The organism is Streptomyces sp. Sge12 (genome assembly GCF_002080455.1).
GTDB lineage: Bacteria > Actinomycetota > Actinomycetes > Streptomycetales > Streptomycetaceae > Streptomyces.
In genome coordinates this window covers 5824735-5843002 of record NZ_CP020555.1, presented here as the reverse complement: position 1 = coordinate 5843002, position 18268 = coordinate 5824735, and the positions used below count along the sequence as shown (strand labels likewise).

The window sequence follows — 18268 nt, the reverse complement described above, 5'->3', positions numbered from 1 at the left end:
CGGGCCTCAGGGGTGGTCGACGAGGGGGCGGAGTTCGCCGGCCGGGCGGGGGCGGGTGTGTTCGCGCTGTTCGAGGCCGAAGGTGGTGAAGGCGGTGCGGTCGGGCTGGGGGTAGGGCTCTTTGCCGGTGAGGGTGTTGAGGATGGCGGCGCTGCGCCAGGCGGCGAGGCCGAGGTCGGGGGCGCCGACGCCGTGGGTGTGGCGTTCGCCGTTCTGGACGAAGATGCTGCCGCTGACGGTGGGGTCGAGGAGCATCCGGTAGCGGTCGTCGATGCGGGGGCGGCCGGAGGAGTCCTTGCGCAGGTAGGGGTCGAGGCCTGCGAGGAGGCTGCCGAGGGGGCGTTCGCGGTAGCCGGTGGCGAGGACGACGGCGTCGGTGGTGAGGCGGGAGCGGGTGCCCTGGTCGATGTGTTCGAGGTGGAGTTCGACCTTGGTGGTGGCGACGCGGCCGGCGGTGCGGACGGTGACTCCGGGGGTGAGGACGGTGTCGGGCCAGCCTCCGTGGAGGGTGCGGCGGTAGAGCTCTTGGTGGATGGCGGCGATGGTGTCGGCGTCGATGCCCTTGTGGAGTTGCCATTGGGCGGGGACGAGGCGGTCGCGTACGGGTTCGGGGAGGGAGTGGAAGTAGCGGGTGTAGTCGGGGGTGAAGTGTTCGAGGCCGAGCTTGGAGTACTCCATGGGGGCGAAGGAGGGGGTGCGGGCGAGCCAGGTGAGGCGTTCGTGGCCGGCGGGGCGGGAGCGGAGGAGGTCGAGGAAGACTTCGGCGCCGGACTGGCCTGCTCCGATGACGGTGACGTGGGCGGCGCCGAGGATGCGCTGCCGGTTGTCGAGGTAGTCGGCGGAGTGGATGACGGGGACGGTGGGGGCTTCGGCGAGGGGGCGCAGGGGTTCGGGGACGTAGGGGGCGGTGCCGATGCCGAGGGCGAGGTTGCGGGTGTAGGTGCGGCCGAGGGCTTCGGCTTCGCCGGTGGCGTCGAGTTGGGTGAAGTCGACTTCGAAGAGGTCGCGTTCGGGGTTCCAGCGGACGGCGTCGACCTGGTGGCCGAAGTGGAGGCCGGGGAGGCGGCCGGCGACCCAGCGGCAGTAGGCGTCGTACTCGGCGCGGTGGATGTGGAACTGCTCGGCGAAGTAGAAGGGGAAGAGCCGTTCCTTGTGCTTGAGGTAGCTGAGGAAGCTCCAGGGGCTGGCCGGGTCGGCGAGGGTGACGAGGTCGGCGAGGAAGGGGACCTGGAGGGTGGCTCCTTCGATGAGGAGGCCGGGGTGCCAGCGGAAGTCGCGGCGCTGGTCGTAGAAGGCGGTGGCGAGTTCGCCGGCTCCTTGTCGGGGCAGTCCGTGGGCGAGGGCTGCGAGGGACAGGTTGAAGGGGCCGATCCCGATTCCGACGAGGTCGTGGGGGGTGTCGAGCTGGGCGGTCATCGGTGGGTGCCTTCCAGGAGGGAGATGAGGGAGTCCAGGTCCTCCGCTGTGGTGTGCGGGTTGAGCAGGGTGGCTTTGAGCCACAGGCGGCCGTCGGCGTGGGTGCGGCCGAGGACGGCGCGGCCTTCGTGCAGGAGGGTGCGGCGCAGGGTGGCGAGGTGGTCGTCGTCGGCGTGGGTGGGCCGGAAGAGGACGGTGCTGATGGTGGGGGGTGCGTGGAGTTCGAAGCCGGGGTGGGCGTCGAGGAGCCGGGCGAGGTGGTGTGCGGTGTCGATGGTGCGGTCGATCAGTGCGGTGAGGCCGTCGCGGCCGAGGGCGCGGAGGGTGGTGGCGATTTTGAGGGCGTCGGGGCGGCGGGTGGTGCGCAGGGATCGGCCGAGGAGGTCGGGCAGGCCGGCTTCGGTGTCGTCGGTGGCGTTGAGGTAGTCGGCCTGGTGGGCGAGGGGGGTGAGGAGGGTGGTGTCGGGGACGGCGAGGAGGCCCGCGGCGACGGGCTGCCAGCCGAGTTTGTGCAGGTCGATGGTGACGGAGTGGGCGCGGCCGAGACCGGCGAGTTTGTCGCGGTGGCGGGGGCTGAGGGCGAGGAGGCCGCCGTAGGCGGCGTCGATGTGGAGGTCGGCGCCATAGCGGTCGCAGAGGTCCGCGATGCGGTGGATCGGGTCGATGAGGCCAGCGTCGGTGGTGCCGGCGGTGGCGGTGACCAGGGTGGGGCCGGGGGCGGTGGCGAGGGCTTCCGCGAGGCGGGCCGGGTCGAGGATGCCGGTGGGGGTGGGGAGTTCGGTGGCCGGGGGGAGGCCGAGGAGCCAGGCGGCGCGGGGGACGGAATGGTGGGCGTTGGCTCCGTGGAGGACGGAGAGGGTGGGGCCGTGGCGCTCGCGGGCCAGGAGTACGGCGAGTTGGTTGGCTTCGGTGCCGCCGGTGGTGACGAGGGCATCGGCGTGGGGGGTGTCGTAGAACTCGGCGGCGAGCGTGCGGGTGAGAAGGGCTTCCAGGGCGGAGGCGGCCGGGGCCTGGTCCCAGGAGTCGAGGGAGGGGTTCAGGGCGGAGGCGGCGAGGTCCGCGGCGGCGGCGACGGCGAGCGGCGGGCAGTGCAGGTGGGCCGCGCAGAGGGGGTGGGCGGGGTCGGCGGCGCCTGCGGCGAGCGTGTGGACGAGGGTGCGGAGGGCTTCGTGGTCGCCGGTGCCGTGGGTGGGTAGCAGGCCGGTGTCGCCGAGGGCGGTGCGGACGCGGGCGGTGACGTGGTCGGGGCCGCCGGCGGGGAGGGGGCCGTGGCGGTCTTCGGCGCCGGTGGTGAGGGCGTCGAGGACGGTGTCGAGGAGGGGGCGCAGAGCTTCGGGGCCGTGGGGGCCGCCGGCGAGCGGGGGCGGTGTGCCGGGCGGCGCGGTCATCGGGTCCTCCGGGGGCTGGCCGGGTGCGGTGGGGGCACCCGGCCAGTACAACGATCAGACCCGAATGGGGTAACCGCCGGGGTTTGTCCGAATCGACCGGGGCCCTGCGGGCGGCTTGGCCGTGGGGGTGCTCGCCGGTGCGGGTCCGCCGGTGCCGGGGCGGGGGCGGTGCGGGTCCGCCGGTGCCGGGGCGGGGGCGGTGCGGGTCCGCCGGTGCCGGGGGCGGGGGCGGTGCGGGTCCGCCGGTGCCGGGGGCGGGGTGGGGTGCCGTCCGGGACTGCATGATTTATGGCGCCCTGGCCGGGTGGCCCCGTACGGGCAGCGGTTGCGCCAACAAATCACGTTTTACGTCCCGGACAGCACCCCACCCCGCCCCCGTCACCGGCTCTCGCACCGCCCCGCCGACGCGGCCGGGGGTGGGGGTGGGGGCACCGGCTCTCGCACCGCCCGACGCGGCTGGGGGTGGGGGTACCGGCTCTCGCATCGCCCCGCCGACGCGGCCGGGGGTGGGGGTGGGACGGGGTGTCGGCCGGGACGTAGAACGTGATTTGTGGCGCTTGTCGGCTCGTACGGGCCTGTGCCGCCGGGGCGCCATAAATCATGCAGTCCCGGACGGCACCCCGTCCCACCCCCACCCCCGGCCCCGGCCGCGCCCCCGTCCCGGCCCCGGTCGTGGCAGCGCCCCCGTCCCGGCCCCGTCCCGGCCCCGTCCCGGCCCCGTCCCGGTCGCGGCCGCGCCCCCGGCCCGGCCTCGGCTCCGTCCCGGGCCCGGGGCGCCCGTTTCGTTTAGCTCCCCGCAGGGGATCGGCGGATTTTGAGGGCGCGGGCCAGGTCGTCGAGTTGGTCGACCAGTTTGCGGCGCAGGAGGGGGAGGATGTTCGGGTCGGTGAGGCAGGCGTGGCCCGCCTGGAGGTTGGCTTCGTCGATGGCGTACGCGGGGAACGCCCAGCGGCCCGCGTATTCGCCCATGGCCGGGCCGCGGCGGGCGCCGAGGGCGATGGCCTCCGGGTAGTAGCGGGTGACGTATTCGGCTAGCAGTTCGGTCTGTTCGGGCTGCCAGAAGCCCTGGGCGGTGGCGCTGAAGAGGTAGTTGGACAGGCTGTCGTCGTGGAAGAGGCGGTCCCAGGCGGCGGCCTTGGCCTGCGGGGTGGGGAGGGCGGCGCGGCAGCGGGCGGCGCCTTCCTGGCCGGTGGCGCTGGTGTCGGCGGCGAGGGCGGCGTCGATCTCGGTCTCGCCGACGGCGCCGAGGACGGCGAGGCGGCCGAGGATGCGCCAGCGCAGTTCGGGGTCGAGTGCGGGGCCGCCGGGGACGGTGTCGTCGGTGAGCCAGGCGGCGATGGTGTCGGGCTGGGTGGCGCTGTCGACGAGGGTGCGTACGGCGGTGAGCCGCATGCCGGGTTCGGAGCCGTCCTCGGTGCGCCGGAGCAGGTCGCGGGCGATGGTGGTGAGGGTGGCGAGGGCGGCGGTCCGCCCGTCGGGGGCGATGTAGCGTCCGGCGATCTGGGTGTGGGCGAAGGTGAGGACGCCCTGGACGATGGCGAGGTCGTTCTCCTCGGGCAGGTGTGCCGCGGCGGTCTCCAGGTAGTCGTGGGGGTCGAGTTCGCCGTCGCGGACCATGTCGCGCAGGGCGTTCCAGACGACGGCGCGGGTGAGGGCGTCGGGGATGCCGGCCAGGCCGCGCAGGACCGTTTCGAGGGAGTTCTCGTCGAGCCGGACCTTGGCGTAGGTGAGGTCGACGTCGTTGAGGACGAGGAGCGCGGGGCGGGGCCCGGTCACGGAGATGATCTCGTCGGAGGGGACGTCGAGGTCGAGGAGTTCGCGCAGTTCGAGGAAGCGGCCGTCGACGGGGTCGCGGTCGTAGACGCCCACGGCGATGTGGTGGGGGCGGCTGCCGTGGCGGTCGACGGCGAGGGTCCAGCCGGGGGCGCTGTCGGGGCGGCCTTCGGACTCCTCGACGCGGGGGGTGAGGGTGTCGATGCCGGTGCTGCGCAGCCAGATGTCGGCCCAGGCGCGGACGTCGCGTTCGGTGTGGGCGGCGAGGGAGTCGACGAAGTCGTCGAGGGTGGCGTTGGCGAACTTGTGGCGGGCGAAGTGGGTGTTGATGCCGGCCAGGAAGTCCTTCTCGCCGAGCCAGGCGACGAGTTGGCGCAGGACGGAGGCGCCCTTGGCGTAGGAGATGCCGTCGAAGTTGAGGAGGGCGGAGGCGGTGTCGGGGACGTCTTCGGGGGCGGGGGCGACGGGGTGGGTGGAGGGGCGCTGGTCGGCGTCGTAGCCCCAGGGTTTGCGGGTGACGCCGAAGTCGGTCCAGGTGTCGGTGAAGCGGGTGGCTTCGGTGAGGGTCTGGTAGCCCATGTATTCGGCGAAGGATTCGTTGAGCCAGATGTCGTCGAACCAGGCGAGGGTGACGAGGTCGCCGAACCACATGTGGGCCATCTCGTGGGCGATGACCATGGCGCGGGACTGGCGTTCGGTGTCGGTGACGGCGGAGCGGAAGATGAGCTCGTCGCGGAAGGTGACGAGTCCGGGGTTCTCCATGGCGCCGGCGTTGAACTCGGGTACGAAGGCCTGGTCGTAGGAGTCGAAGGGGTAGGGCTCGGTGAACTTCTCCTGGTACCGGTCGAAGCAGTCCTTGGTGATGGAGAGGATTTCGTCGGCGTCGACGTCCATGTGGGGGGCGAGGGACTGGCGGCAGTGGATGCCGAAGGGCAGTCCGGCGTGCTGGGTGCGGATGCTGTGCCAGGGGCCGGCGGCGACGGCGGCGAGGTAGGTGGGGATGAGGGGGGTGGGGGCGGACTTCCAGATGCCGGCGCCGTTGCCGTCGGGGGCGTCGCCGGTGCGGGTGGTGATGCCGTTGGCGAGGACGGTCCAGTGGGCGGGGGCGGTGACGGTGAATTCGAAGACGGCCTTGAGGTCGGGCTGGTCGAAGGCCGGGAAGACCCGCTGGACGTCGTCGAGGAACATCTGGGAGTAGACGTACGTGTGTCCGTCCGCGGGGTCGGTGAAGCGGTGGAGGCCCTCGCCGGTGCGGGAGTAGCGCATGCGGGTGTCGAGGTGCAGCTCGTGGGGGCCCTCGGTGAGGCCGGTGAGGGGGAGGCGGTCGTCGGCGAGGGCTGCCGGGTCGAGGGCGGTGCCGTCGAGGGTGGCGGAGCGCAGTTCGACGGGCTTCAGCTCGATGAAGGTGTCTGCGGCGGCCTTGGCGGTGAACCGGATGACGGTGGTGGTGTCGAAGGTGTCTTCGTCGCCGGTGAGGTCGAGGGTGACGGCGTAGTGCTGGACGTCGATGAGCTGGGCTCGGAGCTGCGCTTCGGTGCGCGTCAGTGCGGACATGGGGCCCATGCTGCCGCAGTGGGCGGCCGGACCCCCTGCGTTTACTCCTCGCCCGCGGCGATCGTCTCGTGGTGGCGGATGACCTCGGCGATGATGAAGTTGAGGAGCTTCTCGGCGAAGGCGGGGTCGAGTTTGGCGTTCTCGGCGAGCTGGCGCAGGCGGGCGATCTGGCTGGCTTCGCGGCTCGGGTCGGCGGGGGGCAGCTGGTGCCGGGCCTTGAGGTGGCCGACCTGCTGGGTGCACTTGAAGCGTTCGGCGAGCATGTGGACGACGGCTGCGTCGATGTTGTCGATGCTGTCGCGCAGGCGGGCGAGTTCGGCGGTGACGCTCTCGTCGATGCCTGCGGCGTCCTTGGCCGCTCCCGCGCCGGGGCCCGTGCCGGTGCCGTTGTCGAGGTCGCTGATGTTCATGGTTCCCGAGAATACGTGGCGGTGGCCGTTGGTTCCTCGGGCAGTCGGCCTGTGAGACGGCGACCGACTACTTGCCAGAGTGGAAAGTACTCACCATAGTGGAAATCGTCAGGGACGATCATCCGTGTGCGCGCGAGGGGGAACCATGCACGAGACGGCGAGGGCTGCTGGGGCATTGGGCCGGGCGGCCGGTCTGGAGAAGGCGGCGCGGCAGCGCAGCGGCTGGTACGCGCGCTACCTGGGGGCGTTCGCTGCCGGGCAGCTGGTGCTCGTACCGATCGCCGTGCTGGGGCGCGGTCCGGTCTCGGCGGTGGTGATGGGGGTGGCCAACGTGCTGCTCGTGACCGGGCTGAGCCTGTACGCGGCGCGGCAGCGGGTGGTGCGGCGGGGGTTCGGCCCGAAGCACGGTCTGCTGGTGGGGTCCTGGGCGGTGGTCTTCGCCCTGGTGGTCGTACTCGGCGTCACGGTGTTCGGCCGCAGCGTGCCGTTCGCGGTGGGGGCCGCGCTGGCGTGTGCGCTGCCGCTGGCCGTCGGTGCCTGGACCGAGATGCGGGGCACGGCATGACGCAGGAGCCGACGGTGGAAGAGCGAGCCGGAGCGGAAGGGGGAGCGGGAGGGGCGGCGAAGCGTGGCGGACATCCGCGGCACGATCTCGCGCCGCTGCTGAACGCGCCCGTACGGCTGTCCGTGGTGGCGGCGCTGGCCCCGCTGGACAAGGCCGAGTTCGGTTTCGTACGGGACCTGGTCGAGGTCTCGGACTCGGTGCTGTCCAAGCAGGTCGCGGCGCTGGAGGAGGCGGGCTGGGTGGAGGTCCGCAAGGGCCGGGTGGGGCGGAGGCCCCGCACCTGGCTCTCGCTGACCGCCGAGGGGCGCACGGTCTACCAGCGGCACCTGGCCGCCCTGCGGGCCATCGCGCTGGGCGGCCCGTAGGGGTTCAGAGCGGGAGGGTGGCGGTGACGAGCCAGCCGCCCCCGGGGGTGGGCCCGGCGGTGAGGAAACCGCCGAGGGCCTCGGCACGCTCGGCCATGCCGGCGAGGCCGTAGCCGCCGCCGCGGGCGTTCTCGGAGAGTGTGGCGGGGTCGCCGCCGTCGTCGGCGATACGGACCTCCAGGCCCGCGGGGACGGTGTGCAGGGTGACCCGGACGGCGGTGGCGGTGGCGGCGTGCTTGCCGATGTTGGTGAGGGCTTCGAGGACGATGCGGTGCGCGGTGGCTGCGACATGGGCGGGGAGCCGGTCCTCCAGCCCCGTCTCGATGCTGAGGGCGACGGGCGGCCCGGTCGCGGAGAAGCGTTCGGTGAGCCCGCGGATGTCGGCGAGGCCGGCGACGGGGTGGGTGGCGGCCGCGCTGCCCTGGTCCCCGCCCTCGCCCTCGCGGAGGATCTTGACGAGGCGGCGCATGGAGCCGAGGGCCTCGTCCCCGGCGTTCTCGATCCGCCCGAAGATCTCGGCGGCGTGTTCGGCGGAGACCTTGGTGAAGCGGGCGGCCCGGGCCTCGACGACGATCCCGGTGACGTGGTGGGCGACGAGGTCGTGGAGCTCGCGGGCCAGGTCCAGGCGTTCGGCGGTGCGTACGGCGCGCAGGTCCCGTACGCGCTCGGCGGCCTGTTGCCTCAGTACGAGCGAGTACGCGGCGACGACGACGGCGAGCACGGAGAAGAGCAGGGTGAACCGGCCCGGCGCGGCGTCCCGGGCGGGTACGGCCATGCAGCCGACGGCGAGGATCGGGCCGAGGACGGCGGCGGTGCGGGCGGGGGCGCGGAGCAGGACCTGCGAGAGCAGGACGAGGAGGGCGAGGGCCTCGCCGCCGCCCCAGACGACGCGGGGGTGATGGCTGAAGATCAGGAGGAGGGTGGTGGTCCAGGTGACGACGGCGGCGAACCGGGCGCGGGTGAGCAGGGGGATGCTGTGCCAGGGCGCGGCGCTGAGGCAGACGAGGATGCCGGACACCCAGACGGCGGCGTGGGGGACGCTGGGCTGGCGGGCCAGGACCACGCCCTCGAAGGTGACGAGGGCGAGCAGGACGAGGGAGAGGGAGAGGCGCAGCCGGGTGGCGAGGCGGGGGTGGCTGCGGGACCAGCCGGACAGGGGGCTCATCGGGTGGCCCCGGTGACCTCTTGCCGGGTGCCGGTGCCGGTGGGGGTGGGGGTGCGGGCCGGGGTGCGCGGGCGCGGGGCGGCTGCGCCGGGGCCTCCCGGGGCTCCGCCCCGGACCCCGCGCCTCAAACGCCGGCGAGGCTGGATCTGGCCGGGGCGAGGCTGGATCTGCCGGTGCCCAGCGTCGCCGTAGGGCTGAATCGGCCCGGGCTCCGCGTCGGGGCGGGGCTGGATTGGCATGGAGGGGGCGGGTGGGGTCACGTCGATGTGGCGGCCAGGCCGCTTTCCCAGGCCCAGGCGGCGATTTCGACGCGGTTGCGGGCGTCGAGTTTGGCCTGGACGTTGGCCAGGTGGGTCTTGACGGTGGACAGGGAGACGAAGAGTTCCCCGGCGATCTCCGCATTGGTCAGGCCGCGCGCGAGGCAGCGTACGACGTCGCGTTCCCGCTCGGTCAGGGGCTCCGTCGGGCTGCGGGCCCCGGCGGCCGGGGTGCGGGGGGCCATTTCGCGCAGCAGCCGCACCGTGATCGCCGGCGAGACGAGGGAGTCGCCGACGGCTGCCGCCCGTACCGCTTCAACCAGCATGGCCGGGCTGGCGTCTTTCAGGAGGAAGCCGGACGCTCCGCCGTGGAGCGCCGCGTGGACGTACTCGTCGAGGTCGAAGGTGGTGACGATGACGATGTGCGGTGCGTCGGGGGTGCCGGACAGCCGGCGGGTGACTTCGAGGCCGTCGAGCCTCGGCATGCGGATGTCGAGGAGCAGGACGTCGGGACGGTGTGCGGCGACGGCGGCGAGGGCTTCTTCGCCGTCGACGACGTCGGCGACGACCTCGATGTCCGGCTGGCTCTCGAGGATCATGCGGAAGCCGGTCCTGACCATGTCCTGGTCGTCCGCGATGACCACTCGGATCGCCATGAGCCACCTGTCCCACTGTTGCCCGACCCGCACACCGGTTCCCTCCCATGGGACCGGGGTGCGGGTCGGGCCGCAACCGCACGCTCGCCCTTGCGGCCGGTCACGGACCGGCCGCAAGGGCGAGCGGGACGAGCGGGTCGGGCCGGTGGGGCTACAGGGTTGCCGCGGCGCTCTTGATCGCGGCGGCGAAGGTCGAGACCTCGGTGTAGACGCCGGGGTAGTTGGGCCGGGCGCAGCCCTCGCCCCAGCTGACTATGCCGACCTGGATCCAGGCGTTGTTGTTGTCGCGGCGGAACATGGGGCCGCCGGAGTCGCCCTGGCAGGTGTCGACGCCGCCCTGGGGCAGGCCGGCGCAGATTTCCTCGCTGGGGACGAGGGAGCTGCCGTAGGCGGCCTTGCAGGTGGCGTCGGAGACGAACGGGACGGTGGCCTTCATCAGGTAGCGCTGCTGGCCGCCGCCCTCGCGGGTGGCGCCCCAGCCGGCGACGGTGAAGGTGCCGTTGTCGTAGGCCTTGGTGTCGGCGATCTTGAGGGTGGGCAGGTTGATGGGCTTGGCCAGCTTGATCAGGGCCCAGTCCTTGCCGGTGCCGTTGTAGCCGGGGGCCTGGAGGACCTTGGTGGACTTGACCTTGATGGCGCTGGAGCTGTTGAGGTCGACGACTCCGGCGGTGGCGGTGATGGAGGTGTTGTTGCCGGAGCCGTTCACACAGTGGGCGGCGGTGAGGACGATCTGCTGGGTGTAGAGGGCGCCGCCGCAGCCCATGGAGAGGCGCACCATGAAGGGGAACTCGCCCTGCGCGGCGCGGGTGCCGCCTACGACGGGTGCGGGGCCGGCGCTGGCGGTGCCGGGCTGGAGGCTGACGGCGGCGAGGGCGACGGCGCCGACGGCGAGGGTGCGCTTCATGAACTGCACAAGGGTGGTCACAGTCAACACACTGCCTTTCGTGGGGGGTTGGGCTGTGCGTGCGCGTCATCGGGTGAATGACGGGTCCATGACACAACAGGCGCGTGGTGGACATCAAGAAGGCAATTTCGGCCAACTCCCGCCCGAACGCCAGGGATTGCTGTAAGGAGGGCCCGATGACGGAGAACGGCGGGCCGGGAGGCCCCATCGAGCACGGATTTCCGCACCTGGCGACCGTGCGCGCCTCGATCACCGCGCTCTTCCGCCGCCTCTCGGCCGACGGGATCCGCGCCCACGCCACGAGCATCACCCCCGCCGACGCCGCCTTCGACGCCACCGACGACCTGTACCTGGGCGCGCAGCGGGTGGCCGCGGCGACGGTGGGCGCGCTGCGGTTGCCCGACGCGCGGATGGTGGTCTCCTTCCGGGCGATGGAGGAGGCGGCGACCGTGGAACTGGCCGCGGGCCCGGAGTACTTCGTCGAGGTCAACGACCGCTTCCGCACCCACCGCCGGGACCTGGCGGCCGCGCTGTCGCACGAGGTGGCCCACGTCCTGCTGCACCGCCTGGACCTGCGCTTTCCGGGCGCCGCCGAGAACGAGCTGCTCACCGACACCGCTGCCGCGTACCTGGGGGCCGGCTGGCTGCTCCTGGACGCCTACCGCGAGGACGCGCTCACCCACCAGCGGTTCGGCTACCTCACACCGGAGGAGTTCGGCTACGTCCTGGCCAAGCGCGCCGCCCTGTTCGGCGAGGACCCCTCCCCCTGGTTCACCAGCCCCCGGGCGTACGAGGCCTACGTGCGCGGGCGGGCGCTCGCCGAGCGCGATCACCTCCGGGCCCCGCTGGCGGCCGCCGGGCCGCTGGCCCGGCGCCGGTACGCGAAGGCGCGCCGCGCCGCGGCCTCAGGGTCCGGCGCAGCCTCAGGGTCCGTCGCCGGCGCCGGCGCCGCCGCCGGCGACGGATCGGCGGCGTACCGCTTCGAACAGGACGGCTCCGGGGGCGGGTTGCGGGTGAGCTTTCCGTGCCCGGTGTGCGCGCAGCGGTTGCGGGTGCCGGTGTGCGGGAGGCTGCGGGCCCGGTGCGGGCTCTGTCACTCCGTCCTCGACTGCCTCACGTAGGACCATTCATCACGCGGTCACGAAAAGTTTCCTACCGGCCAGTAGACAGGGGTGCGGTTCTCGCCAACTCTGGTCACGTACATGCCAATCCCGTGACCGAGGGAGCGCCCCCCATGCGCAGCATCCGCCGCACCCGTGTGCCCCGAACCACCGCCGCAGCAGTGGCCGCGGCCGCCGCCGTCCTGACGCTGGTTCCGGCCACCGCCGCCCAGGCCGCGCCCGCCCCGGCGCCCGCGCCGGTATCCTCCGCCGCCCCGGCCGCCTCCGCGCCCGGGGGCAACGCGGCGATCCTCGGCATCGACTACGCGACCTGGCAGCGGGACGTCGCCGCCGTCATCGACGCGGCCCGGCCCGCGATCGAGGCGCGCATCGCCGCCTCGCCCGCCGGCGAGAAGCCCGCCCTCGTCCTCGACATCGACAACACCTCGCTGGAGACGGACTTCCACTGGTTCTGGACCTTCCCGACCCCCGCGATCTCCAAGGTCCGCGCGCTGACCCAGTACGCGCACGCGCGCGGCGTGGCGGTCTTCTTCGTGACCGCCCGCCCCGGGATCATCCAGTCCCTGACCGAGCACAACCTCAAGGCGGTCGGCTATCCGGTCACCGGGCTCTACGTCCGTGACCTGCCCGACCTGTTCGACGAGGTCAGCGCCTACAAGACGGGCAAGCGCGCGGAGATCGAGGCCCGCGGCTACACGATCATCGCGAACATCGGGAACAGCGCGACCGACCTCGTCGGCGGTCACGCGGAGCGCACCGTCAAGCTGCCGGACTACGGCGGCAAGCTCTCCTGACCCGCACGAGGCGACGGCGGGGCGGCGGGGCCGCGGATCGTGCGAATCCGCGGCCCCGCCGCCGTACACGGAATTGGACAAGATGATGGGCCGCAGGCGGTTCAGCACGTGGATGGAGCGGGTAGTCATAGGACACCGCACCGATGAAGACTCGGGCCCGACCCCTCGCCAGGGGGCCGGGCCCGCTTCCGTGGAGGCACCGTGCGCTCCCCCGGCGCGGCTACTGCCCCGGCTCGGCCCCGCCCGGCAGGTTCAGCTGCCACGAGACGCCGAAGCGGTCGTTCACCCAGCCGAAGCGGGTACTGAACCCGTACGAGCCGAGCGGCATCAGCTCCGTGCCCTGCTCGGCGAGGGCCCCGTAGAGGCGCTCGATCTCGGCCTCGCTGTCGCACTGGACGTAGAGCGACACTGCGGGCGTGAAGCCGAACTCGTGCTTGGCCGGGCTGTCGATGCACATGAACGTCTGCCCGGCCAGGGAGAAGGCGGCGTGGCGCACGGTCCCCTCCTCCCCGGCCCCGGGTCCGCTCTCGTCGGCGCCGTAGCGGCTGATGCCCAGCACCTCGGCGTCGTCGAACAGCGAGAGGTAGAAGGTCATCGCCTCCTCGGCCCGCCCCTCGAACATCAGAAACGTGGTGATCTTCTGCGGGCTCGGCGTGATGGTCATCGCTGGGTCCTGTCCGTTCGCTCTCCGGTGCTCGTCTGCTCCGGAGCAGACCCCAGGTCTACCGCGCCCCGTACACCGGCAGGGGCGTCTGCGCCGCCGCGAGGAGTTTCAGCGTGGCCTCGCCCGCCTCCGCGGGGGTCCAGCGTGCGCCGCGGTCGGCCGTGGGTCCCGGCCGCCAGCCCTCCATCACCGTGATCCGGCCGCCCTCCGCCTCGAAGACCCGGCCCGTGACCCCCGCCGAGGCGTCCGCGCCCAGCCACACCACCAGCGGGGACACGTTCTCGGGGGCCATCGCGTCGAAGGCGCCCTCCTGCGGGGCGGCCATGGTCTCGGCGAAGGTCCGTTCCGTCATCCGGGTCCGGGCCGCCGGGGCGATGGCGTTGACCTGGACGCCGTAGTGGCCCATCTCCTGCGCCGCGACCATCGTCAGGCCGAGGATCCCGGCCTTGGCCGCGCTGTAGTTGCCCTGGCCGACCGAGCCCAGCAGTCCGGCTCCGGAGGAGGTGTTGACCACCCGGGCCGCCACCGGCCGGCCCGCCTTGGCCTCCGCACGCCACCATGCGGCCGCCGACCGCAGCGGCAGGAAGTGGCCCTTCAGGTGCACCCGCATGACCGCGTCCCAGTCGTCCTCGTCCAGGTTGACCAGCATCCGGTCCCGCAGGAATCCCGCGTTGTTGACCAGGGTGTCCAGCCGCCCGAAGGTCTCCACGGCCGCCGCGACCAGCGAGGCCGCGCCCTGCGACGTCGCGATGTCCCCGCCGTGCGCCAGCGCCTGCCCGCCCAGCTCCCGGATCTCCCGGGCCACCTGGGCGGCGGGGCTGTCCGGCCCGGGCAGCCCGTCCAGAGCGACCCCGAGGTCGTTCACGACGACCTTCGCCCCCTCCGCGGCGAAGGCCAGCGCATGGGCTCGGCCCAGCCCCCGCCCCGCGCCCGTCACGATCACGACCCGGCCCTCGCACAGTCCCGCCATCTCAGTTCTCCTTGTTGACAGTTGCCGCGTCCAGGAAGGCCGGGCGCTCCCCGCCCCCGTGCACGAGCAGGCTCGCCCCGCTGATGTAGGCCGCCCGGTCCGAGGCCAGGAACACGGCCGCCTCCCCCACGTCCGCGGGTTCCGCGAGCCGCCCCAGCGGGACGGTGGCGCCGACTGCTGCGATGCCGGTCTCGTCTCCGTAGTGCAGGTGGGCGAGTTCGGTGCGCACCATGCCCAGGACCAGTGAGTTGACCCGTACGTCGGGGGCCCATTCGACGGCCATGGACCGGGCCAGGTTCTCCAGTCCCGCCTTGGCGGCGCCGTACGCGGCCGTCCCCGGCGAGGGGCGGGTCCCGCTGACGCTGCCGATCATGACCACTGAGCCCCGGGCCTGCCGCAGCCAGGGGTACGCCGTCAGGGTGGCGGTCATCGGCGCGAGCAGGTTGAGCTCGACGACCCGTGCGTGGCGCTGTGCCTCGCCCTCGCCCAGCAGCCGGTACGGGGTTCCGCCGGCGTTGTTGACCAGGCAGTCGAGCCGGCCGTGGCGGTGGGCGACCGTGTCGAAGAACGCGTGCACGGCGGCGGGGTCGCGCAGGTCGACCGGGGTGAAGGCGGCCTTCCGGCCGTCCGCCGCCACCTCTCGGTCCGGTGGGCGGCGGGCGCAGACGATCACGTCCGCGCCGGCCGCGAGGAACGACCGGGCGATCCCGGCGCCGACGCCACGGGTTCCTCCGGTGACGACGACAACCCTCCCGTCGAGCTCCATAGGCTGCTACCTTCCTCACCTAACAAATGTTTGGTGGAAAGGTAGCTGATCCGCCCATGGGTGTCTCCACCTCAAGCCCCGACAAGGGCATCGCACTTGTCACAGTCGACTTCCCACCCGTCAACGCGCTCCCGGTACAGGGCTGGTACGACCTGGCCGACGCCCTGCGGACCGCGGGGCGCGACCCGGAGGTCCGGTGCGTCGTGCTCGCCGCCGAGGGCCGCGGCTTCAACGCCGGCGTCGACATCAAGGAGATGCAGCGCGACACCGGACACGCCGCCCTGATCGGCGCCAACCGGGGCTGCTACGAGGCCTTCGCCGCCGTGTACGAGTGCGAGGTGCCGGTCGTCGCGGCCGTGAACGGGTTCTGCCTGGGCGGCGGCATCGGACTCGTCGGCAACGCCGACGCGATCGTCGCCTCCGACGACGCCACCTTCGGTCTGCCCGAGCTGGACCGGGGCGCGCTCGGCGCCGCCACCCACCTCGCCCGGCTGGTCCCCCAGCACCTGATGCGCACGCTGTACTACACCTCGCGCACCGCGACCGCCGCCGAACTGCACGCGCACGGCTCGGTCTGGCGGGTGGTGCCGCGCGCGGAACTGCGCTCCGCCGCCCTGGAGCTGGCCGCCGAGATCGCGCGGAAGGACGGCTACCTGCTCCGGCTCGCGAAGGCGGCCATCAACGGGATCGACCCCGTGGACGTGCGCCGCAGCTACCGCTTCGAACAGGGCTTCACCTTCGAGGCCAACCTCAGCGGGGTGGCCGACCGGGTCCGCGACACCTTCGGGAAGGGAGAGCAGGCATGACCGACAAGTCCATGACCCCCGAAGAGGTGGTCGGACGGCTGCACAGCGGGATGACCGTCGGCATCGGCGGCTGGGGCTCCCGGCGCAAGCCCATGGCCCTGGTACGGGCGCTGCTGCGCTCCGAGGTCACCGACCTCACCGTGATCTCCTACGGCGGCCCCGACGTCGGCCTGCTGGCCGCCGCCGGCCGGATCCGCAGACTGGTCGCCCCCTTCGCCACCCTGGACTCCATTCCGCTGGAGCCCCACTTCCGGGCGGCCCGCGAGCGCGCCGCCTTCACCCTCACCGAGCTCGATGAGGCCATGTTCATGTGGGGCCTGCACGCCGCCGCCAACCGGCTGCCCTTCCTCCCCGTCCGGGCCGGCCTCGGCTCCGACGTGATGCGGGTCAACCCGGAGCTGCGTACGGTCACCTCCCCCTACGACGACGGCGAGGAGCTCGTCGCCGTCCCGGCCCTGCGCATGGACGCCGCCCTGGTCCACCTCAACCGCGCCGACCGGCTGGGCAACGCCCAGTACCTGGGCCCGGACCCGTACTTCGACGACCTGTTCTGCGAGGCCGCCGACGCCGCCTACGTCTCCTGCGAGCAGCTCGTCGAGACCGCCGAGCTCGCCAAGGCGGGCCCTGCGCAGTCCCTCCTCGTCAGCCGCCATTCCGTCACCGGGGTCGTGGAGACCCCGAACGGCGCGCACTTCACCTCCTGCGTGCCCGACTACGACCGCGACGAGGCCTTCCAGAAGCTGTACGCGGCCACCCCCTGGACCGAGTTCGCCGACCGCTTCCTGTCCGGGGCGGGCGAGCACGACTACCAGGCGGCCGTCCGGACCTGGCACGAGGAGCAGCAGTGACGACCACCGCCCCCCGCACCGTCACCCGCGCCGAGTACTGCGTGATCGCGTGCGCCGAGGCCTGGCGCGACAACGGCGAGGTCCTCGCCAGTCCGATGGGCCTGATCCCCTCCTTCGGTGCCCGGCTCGCGAAGCGCACCTTCTCCCCCGATCTGCTGCTGACCGACGGCGAGGCCATGCTCGTCGGGCTCGACGGCACGGCCGAGGGCTGGCTCCCGTACCGGCGCCACCTGGCGATGGTCACCGGTGGCCGGCGGCACGTGATGATGGGCGCCAGCCAGATCGACCGGTTCGGCAACCAGAACATCTCCTGCATCGGCGACTGGGAGCGACCGGCCCGCCAACTCCTCGGGGTACGGGGCGCCCCTGTCAACACCCTCAACAATCCGGTGAGTTACTGGATCCCCCGGCACTCCGCGCGGGTGTTCGTCGAGCGCGTCGACATGGTCAGCGGGGTCGGCTACGACCGGGCGGAGGCGGCCGGGGTGACCCGCTTCCACCGGCTGCCCCGGGTGGTCAGCGACCTCGGCGTCCTCGACTTCGCCGGGCCCGGCCACTCGATGCGCCTGGCCTCGGTCCACCCCGGCGTCACCGTGGCGGACGTGCTGGCCGCCACCGGCTTCGAGCCGGCCGTCACGGGCGAGGTCCCCTGCACGCGGGAGCCGACCGCCGAGGAGCTGCGGCTGATCCGCGAGGTGATCGACCCCGAGGGGCTGCGCGACCGGGAAGTACGGGCCTGAGGCGATGGTGACGAGGATACGGACGGCCTTCACCGAGCTGGTCGGGGTCGAGCACCCGGTCGTGCAGACGGGCATGGGCTGGGTCGCCGGCCCCCGCCTGGTCTCGGCCGCGGCCAATGCGGGGGCGCTGGGGATCCTGGCCTCGGCCACGATGACCCTGGAGCAGCTGCGTTCGGCGGTCCGCGAGGTGAAGTCCCGTACGCCGGAAGGGACGCCCTTCGGGGTCAATCTGCGGGCGGACGCCGGGGACGCGGCCGAGCGCGCCCGGTTGATCATCGACGAGGGGGTGCGGGTCGCCTCGTTCGCGCTCGCGCCGTCCAAGGAGCTGATCGCGCGCCTGCGGGACGCGGGCGTGGTGGTCATCCCGTCGATCGGGGCCCGGCGGCACGCCGAGAAGGTGGCCGCGTGGGGTGCCGACGCGGTGATCGTGCAGGGCGGTGAGGGCGGCGGGCACACGGGGGACGTGGCCACGACGGTGCTGCTGCCGCAGGTGGTGGACGCCGTGGACATCCCGGTGATCGCGGCGGGCGGCTTCGGCGACGGGCGCGGTCTGGTCGCCGCACTCGCCTACGGGGCCGCCGGCATCGCCATGGGCACCCGCTTCCTGCTGACCTCGGACTCCACCGTCCCGGACGCCGTGAAGGACGAGTACCTGCGGGCCACGGTCAAGGACGTCACCGTCACCACGGCCGTGGACGGGCTGCCGCACCGCATGCTCCGTACGGAGCTGGTCGACTCGCTGGAGCGGGCGGGCCGCACCCGGGCCCTGGTGCGGGCGGTGCGGCACGCCGCGGGCTTCCGCAAGCTGTCCGGTCTGAGCTGGCCGCAGATGGTCCGCGACGGCCTCACGATGAAACACGGCAAGGACCTGTCCTGGAGCCAGGTGCTGCTCGCCGCGAACACCCCGATGCTCCTCAAGGCGTCCATGGTCGAGGGCCGTACGGACCTCGGCGTCATGGCATCGGGCCAGATCGCGGGGGTGATCGACGACCTCCCGTCCTGTGCGGAGCTCGTCTCCCGCGTCATGGCCGAGGCACACCAGGCACTCGAAGCACTCGAAGCCCTGCACTCGCTCCGCACCCTGCCACCACCAGGGTGATCCCCCT

The 18268-nt window shown here is 72.9% G+C and carries 18 protein-coding genes; 8 read left to right on the top strand and 10 right to left on the bottom strand.

Annotated elements, in window-relative coordinates; genetic code table 11:
* Nucleotides 1–6: 6 nt before the first annotated feature.
* The 4 genes from B6R96_RS26210 to B6R96_RS26195 all read right to left on the bottom strand — a co-directional run bounded on the left by B6R96_RS26210 (nucleotide 7) and on the right by B6R96_RS26195 (nucleotide 6541).
* Complete coding sequence (locus tag B6R96_RS26210) at nucleotides 7–1416, bottom strand: lysine N(6)-hydroxylase/L-ornithine N(5)-oxygenase family protein (RefSeq protein WP_081523810.1); 1410 nt, start codon at nucleotides 1414–1416, stop codon at nucleotides 7–9.
* Entirely contained in the window at nucleotides 1413–2804 is a 1392-nt protein-coding gene (locus B6R96_RS26205) for a pyridoxal phosphate-dependent decarboxylase family protein (RefSeq protein WP_081523809.1), read from the bottom strand. Before B6R96_RS26205 ends, B6R96_RS26210 begins: the two co-directional genes overlap by 4 nt.
* 786 nt (nucleotides 2805–3590) lie before the next feature.
* Nucleotides 3591–6140, bottom strand: coding sequence for an aminopeptidase N (gene pepN, locus B6R96_RS26200; RefSeq protein WP_203351659.1), 2550 nt, complete (start codon nucleotides 6138–6140; stop codon nucleotides 3591–3593).
* Nucleotides 6141–6172: 32 nt separating this feature from the next.
* The gene (locus B6R96_RS26195) at nucleotides 6173–6541 is read right to left on the bottom strand and encodes a chorismate mutase (RefSeq protein WP_051779125.1); all 369 of its coding nucleotides are present in this window, start codon (nucleotides 6539–6541) and stop codon (nucleotides 6173–6175) included.
* A 145-nt stretch (nucleotides 6542–6686) separates the two neighbouring features.
* Here B6R96_RS26195 and B6R96_RS26190 point away from each other — a divergent pair, with 145 nt between their 5' ends.
* Nucleotides 6687–7106, top strand: coding sequence for a hypothetical protein (locus tag B6R96_RS26190; RefSeq protein ID WP_159396368.1), 420 nt, complete (start codon nucleotides 6687–6689; stop codon nucleotides 7104–7106).
* A 14-nt stretch (nucleotides 7107–7120) separates the two neighbouring features.
* A complete protein-coding gene (locus tag B6R96_RS26185; RefSeq protein ID WP_237291528.1) occupies nucleotides 7121–7471 on the top strand; it encodes a winged helix-turn-helix domain-containing protein in 351 nt (116 codons plus the stop codon).
* Between the two features lie 4 nt (nucleotides 7472–7475).
* On the opposite strand, the gene B6R96_RS26180 is transcribed toward B6R96_RS26185, so the two are convergent.
* From B6R96_RS26180 to B6R96_RS26170, 3 genes are all read right to left on the bottom strand, one after another.
* Nucleotides 7476–8636, bottom strand: a complete 1161-nt coding sequence (locus B6R96_RS26180) for a sensor histidine kinase (RefSeq protein WP_081523805.1) — start codon at nucleotides 8634–8636, stop codon at nucleotides 7476–7478.
* A gap of 256 nt (nucleotides 8637–8892) precedes the next feature.
* Nucleotides 8893–9549, bottom strand: a complete 657-nt coding sequence (locus tag B6R96_RS26175; RefSeq protein ID WP_081523804.1) for a response regulator — start codon at nucleotides 9547–9549, stop codon at nucleotides 8893–8895.
* Between the two features lie 151 nt (nucleotides 9550–9700).
* Entirely contained in the window at nucleotides 9701–10453 is a 753-nt protein-coding gene (locus B6R96_RS26170; RefSeq protein ID WP_030385485.1) for a serine protease, read from the bottom strand.
* Between the two features lie 176 nt (nucleotides 10454–10629).
* Between B6R96_RS26170 and B6R96_RS26165 the strand changes: the two genes are divergently transcribed.
* Both B6R96_RS26165 and B6R96_RS26160 read left to right on the top strand, forming a co-directional pair.
* Nucleotides 10630–11574 (top strand): hypothetical protein, encoded by a 945-nt coding sequence (locus tag B6R96_RS26165; RefSeq protein WP_081523803.1) that lies wholly within the window; start codon nucleotides 10630–10632, stop codon nucleotides 11572–11574.
* A gap of 113 nt (nucleotides 11575–11687) precedes the next feature.
* The gene (locus B6R96_RS26160) at nucleotides 11688–12368 is read left to right on the top strand and encodes an HAD family acid phosphatase (RefSeq protein WP_081523802.1); all 681 of its coding nucleotides are present in this window, start codon (nucleotides 11688–11690) and stop codon (nucleotides 12366–12368) included.
* A gap of 220 nt (nucleotides 12369–12588) precedes the next feature.
* Here B6R96_RS26160 and B6R96_RS26155 read toward each other — a convergent pair whose 3' ends face one another.
* The 3 genes from B6R96_RS26155 to B6R96_RS26145 are packed head-to-tail and all read right to left on the bottom strand — an operon-like array spanning nucleotide 12589 to nucleotide 14768.
* Nucleotides 12589–13032, bottom strand: coding sequence for a VOC family protein (locus B6R96_RS26155; RefSeq protein ID WP_030385488.1), 444 nt, complete (start codon nucleotides 13030–13032; stop codon nucleotides 12589–12591).
* A gap of 58 nt (nucleotides 13033–13090) precedes the next feature.
* Complete coding sequence (locus B6R96_RS26150) at nucleotides 13091–14002, bottom strand: SDR family oxidoreductase (protein WP_081523801.1); 912 nt, start codon at nucleotides 14000–14002, stop codon at nucleotides 13091–13093.
* A gap of 1 nt (nucleotide 14003) precedes the next feature.
* The gene (locus B6R96_RS26145; RefSeq protein WP_081523800.1) at nucleotides 14004–14768 is read right to left on the bottom strand and encodes an SDR family oxidoreductase; all 765 of its coding nucleotides are present in this window, start codon (nucleotides 14766–14768) and stop codon (nucleotides 14004–14006) included.
* Nucleotides 14769–14824: 56 nt separating this feature from the next.
* Here B6R96_RS26145 and B6R96_RS26140 point away from each other — a divergent pair, with 56 nt between their 5' ends.
* The 4 genes from B6R96_RS26140 to B6R96_RS26125 are packed head-to-tail and all read left to right on the top strand — an operon-like array spanning nucleotide 14825 to nucleotide 18261.
* Entirely contained in the window at nucleotides 14825–15574 is a 750-nt protein-coding gene (locus B6R96_RS26140) for an enoyl-CoA hydratase family protein (RefSeq protein WP_053705204.1), read from the top strand.
* Complete coding sequence (locus tag B6R96_RS26135; protein WP_081523799.1) at nucleotides 15571–16422, top strand: CoA transferase subunit A; 852 nt, start codon at nucleotides 15571–15573, stop codon at nucleotides 16420–16422. The genes B6R96_RS26140 and B6R96_RS26135 overlap by 4 nt, the downstream gene beginning before the upstream one ends.
* Nucleotides 16419–17162, top strand: coding sequence for a CoA-transferase subunit beta (locus tag B6R96_RS26130; RefSeq protein ID WP_107475586.1), 744 nt, complete (start codon nucleotides 16419–16421; stop codon nucleotides 17160–17162). The genes B6R96_RS26135 and B6R96_RS26130 overlap by 4 nt, the downstream gene beginning before the upstream one ends.
* A 16-nt stretch (nucleotides 17163–17178) precedes the next feature.
* Nucleotides 17179–18261: an NAD(P)H-dependent flavin oxidoreductase gene (locus B6R96_RS26125; RefSeq protein ID WP_081525263.1), complete on the top strand. Its 1083-nt coding sequence runs from the start codon at nucleotides 17179–17181 to the stop codon at nucleotides 18259–18261.
* The last annotated feature ends 7 nt before the right edge of the window (nucleotides 18262–18268 follow it).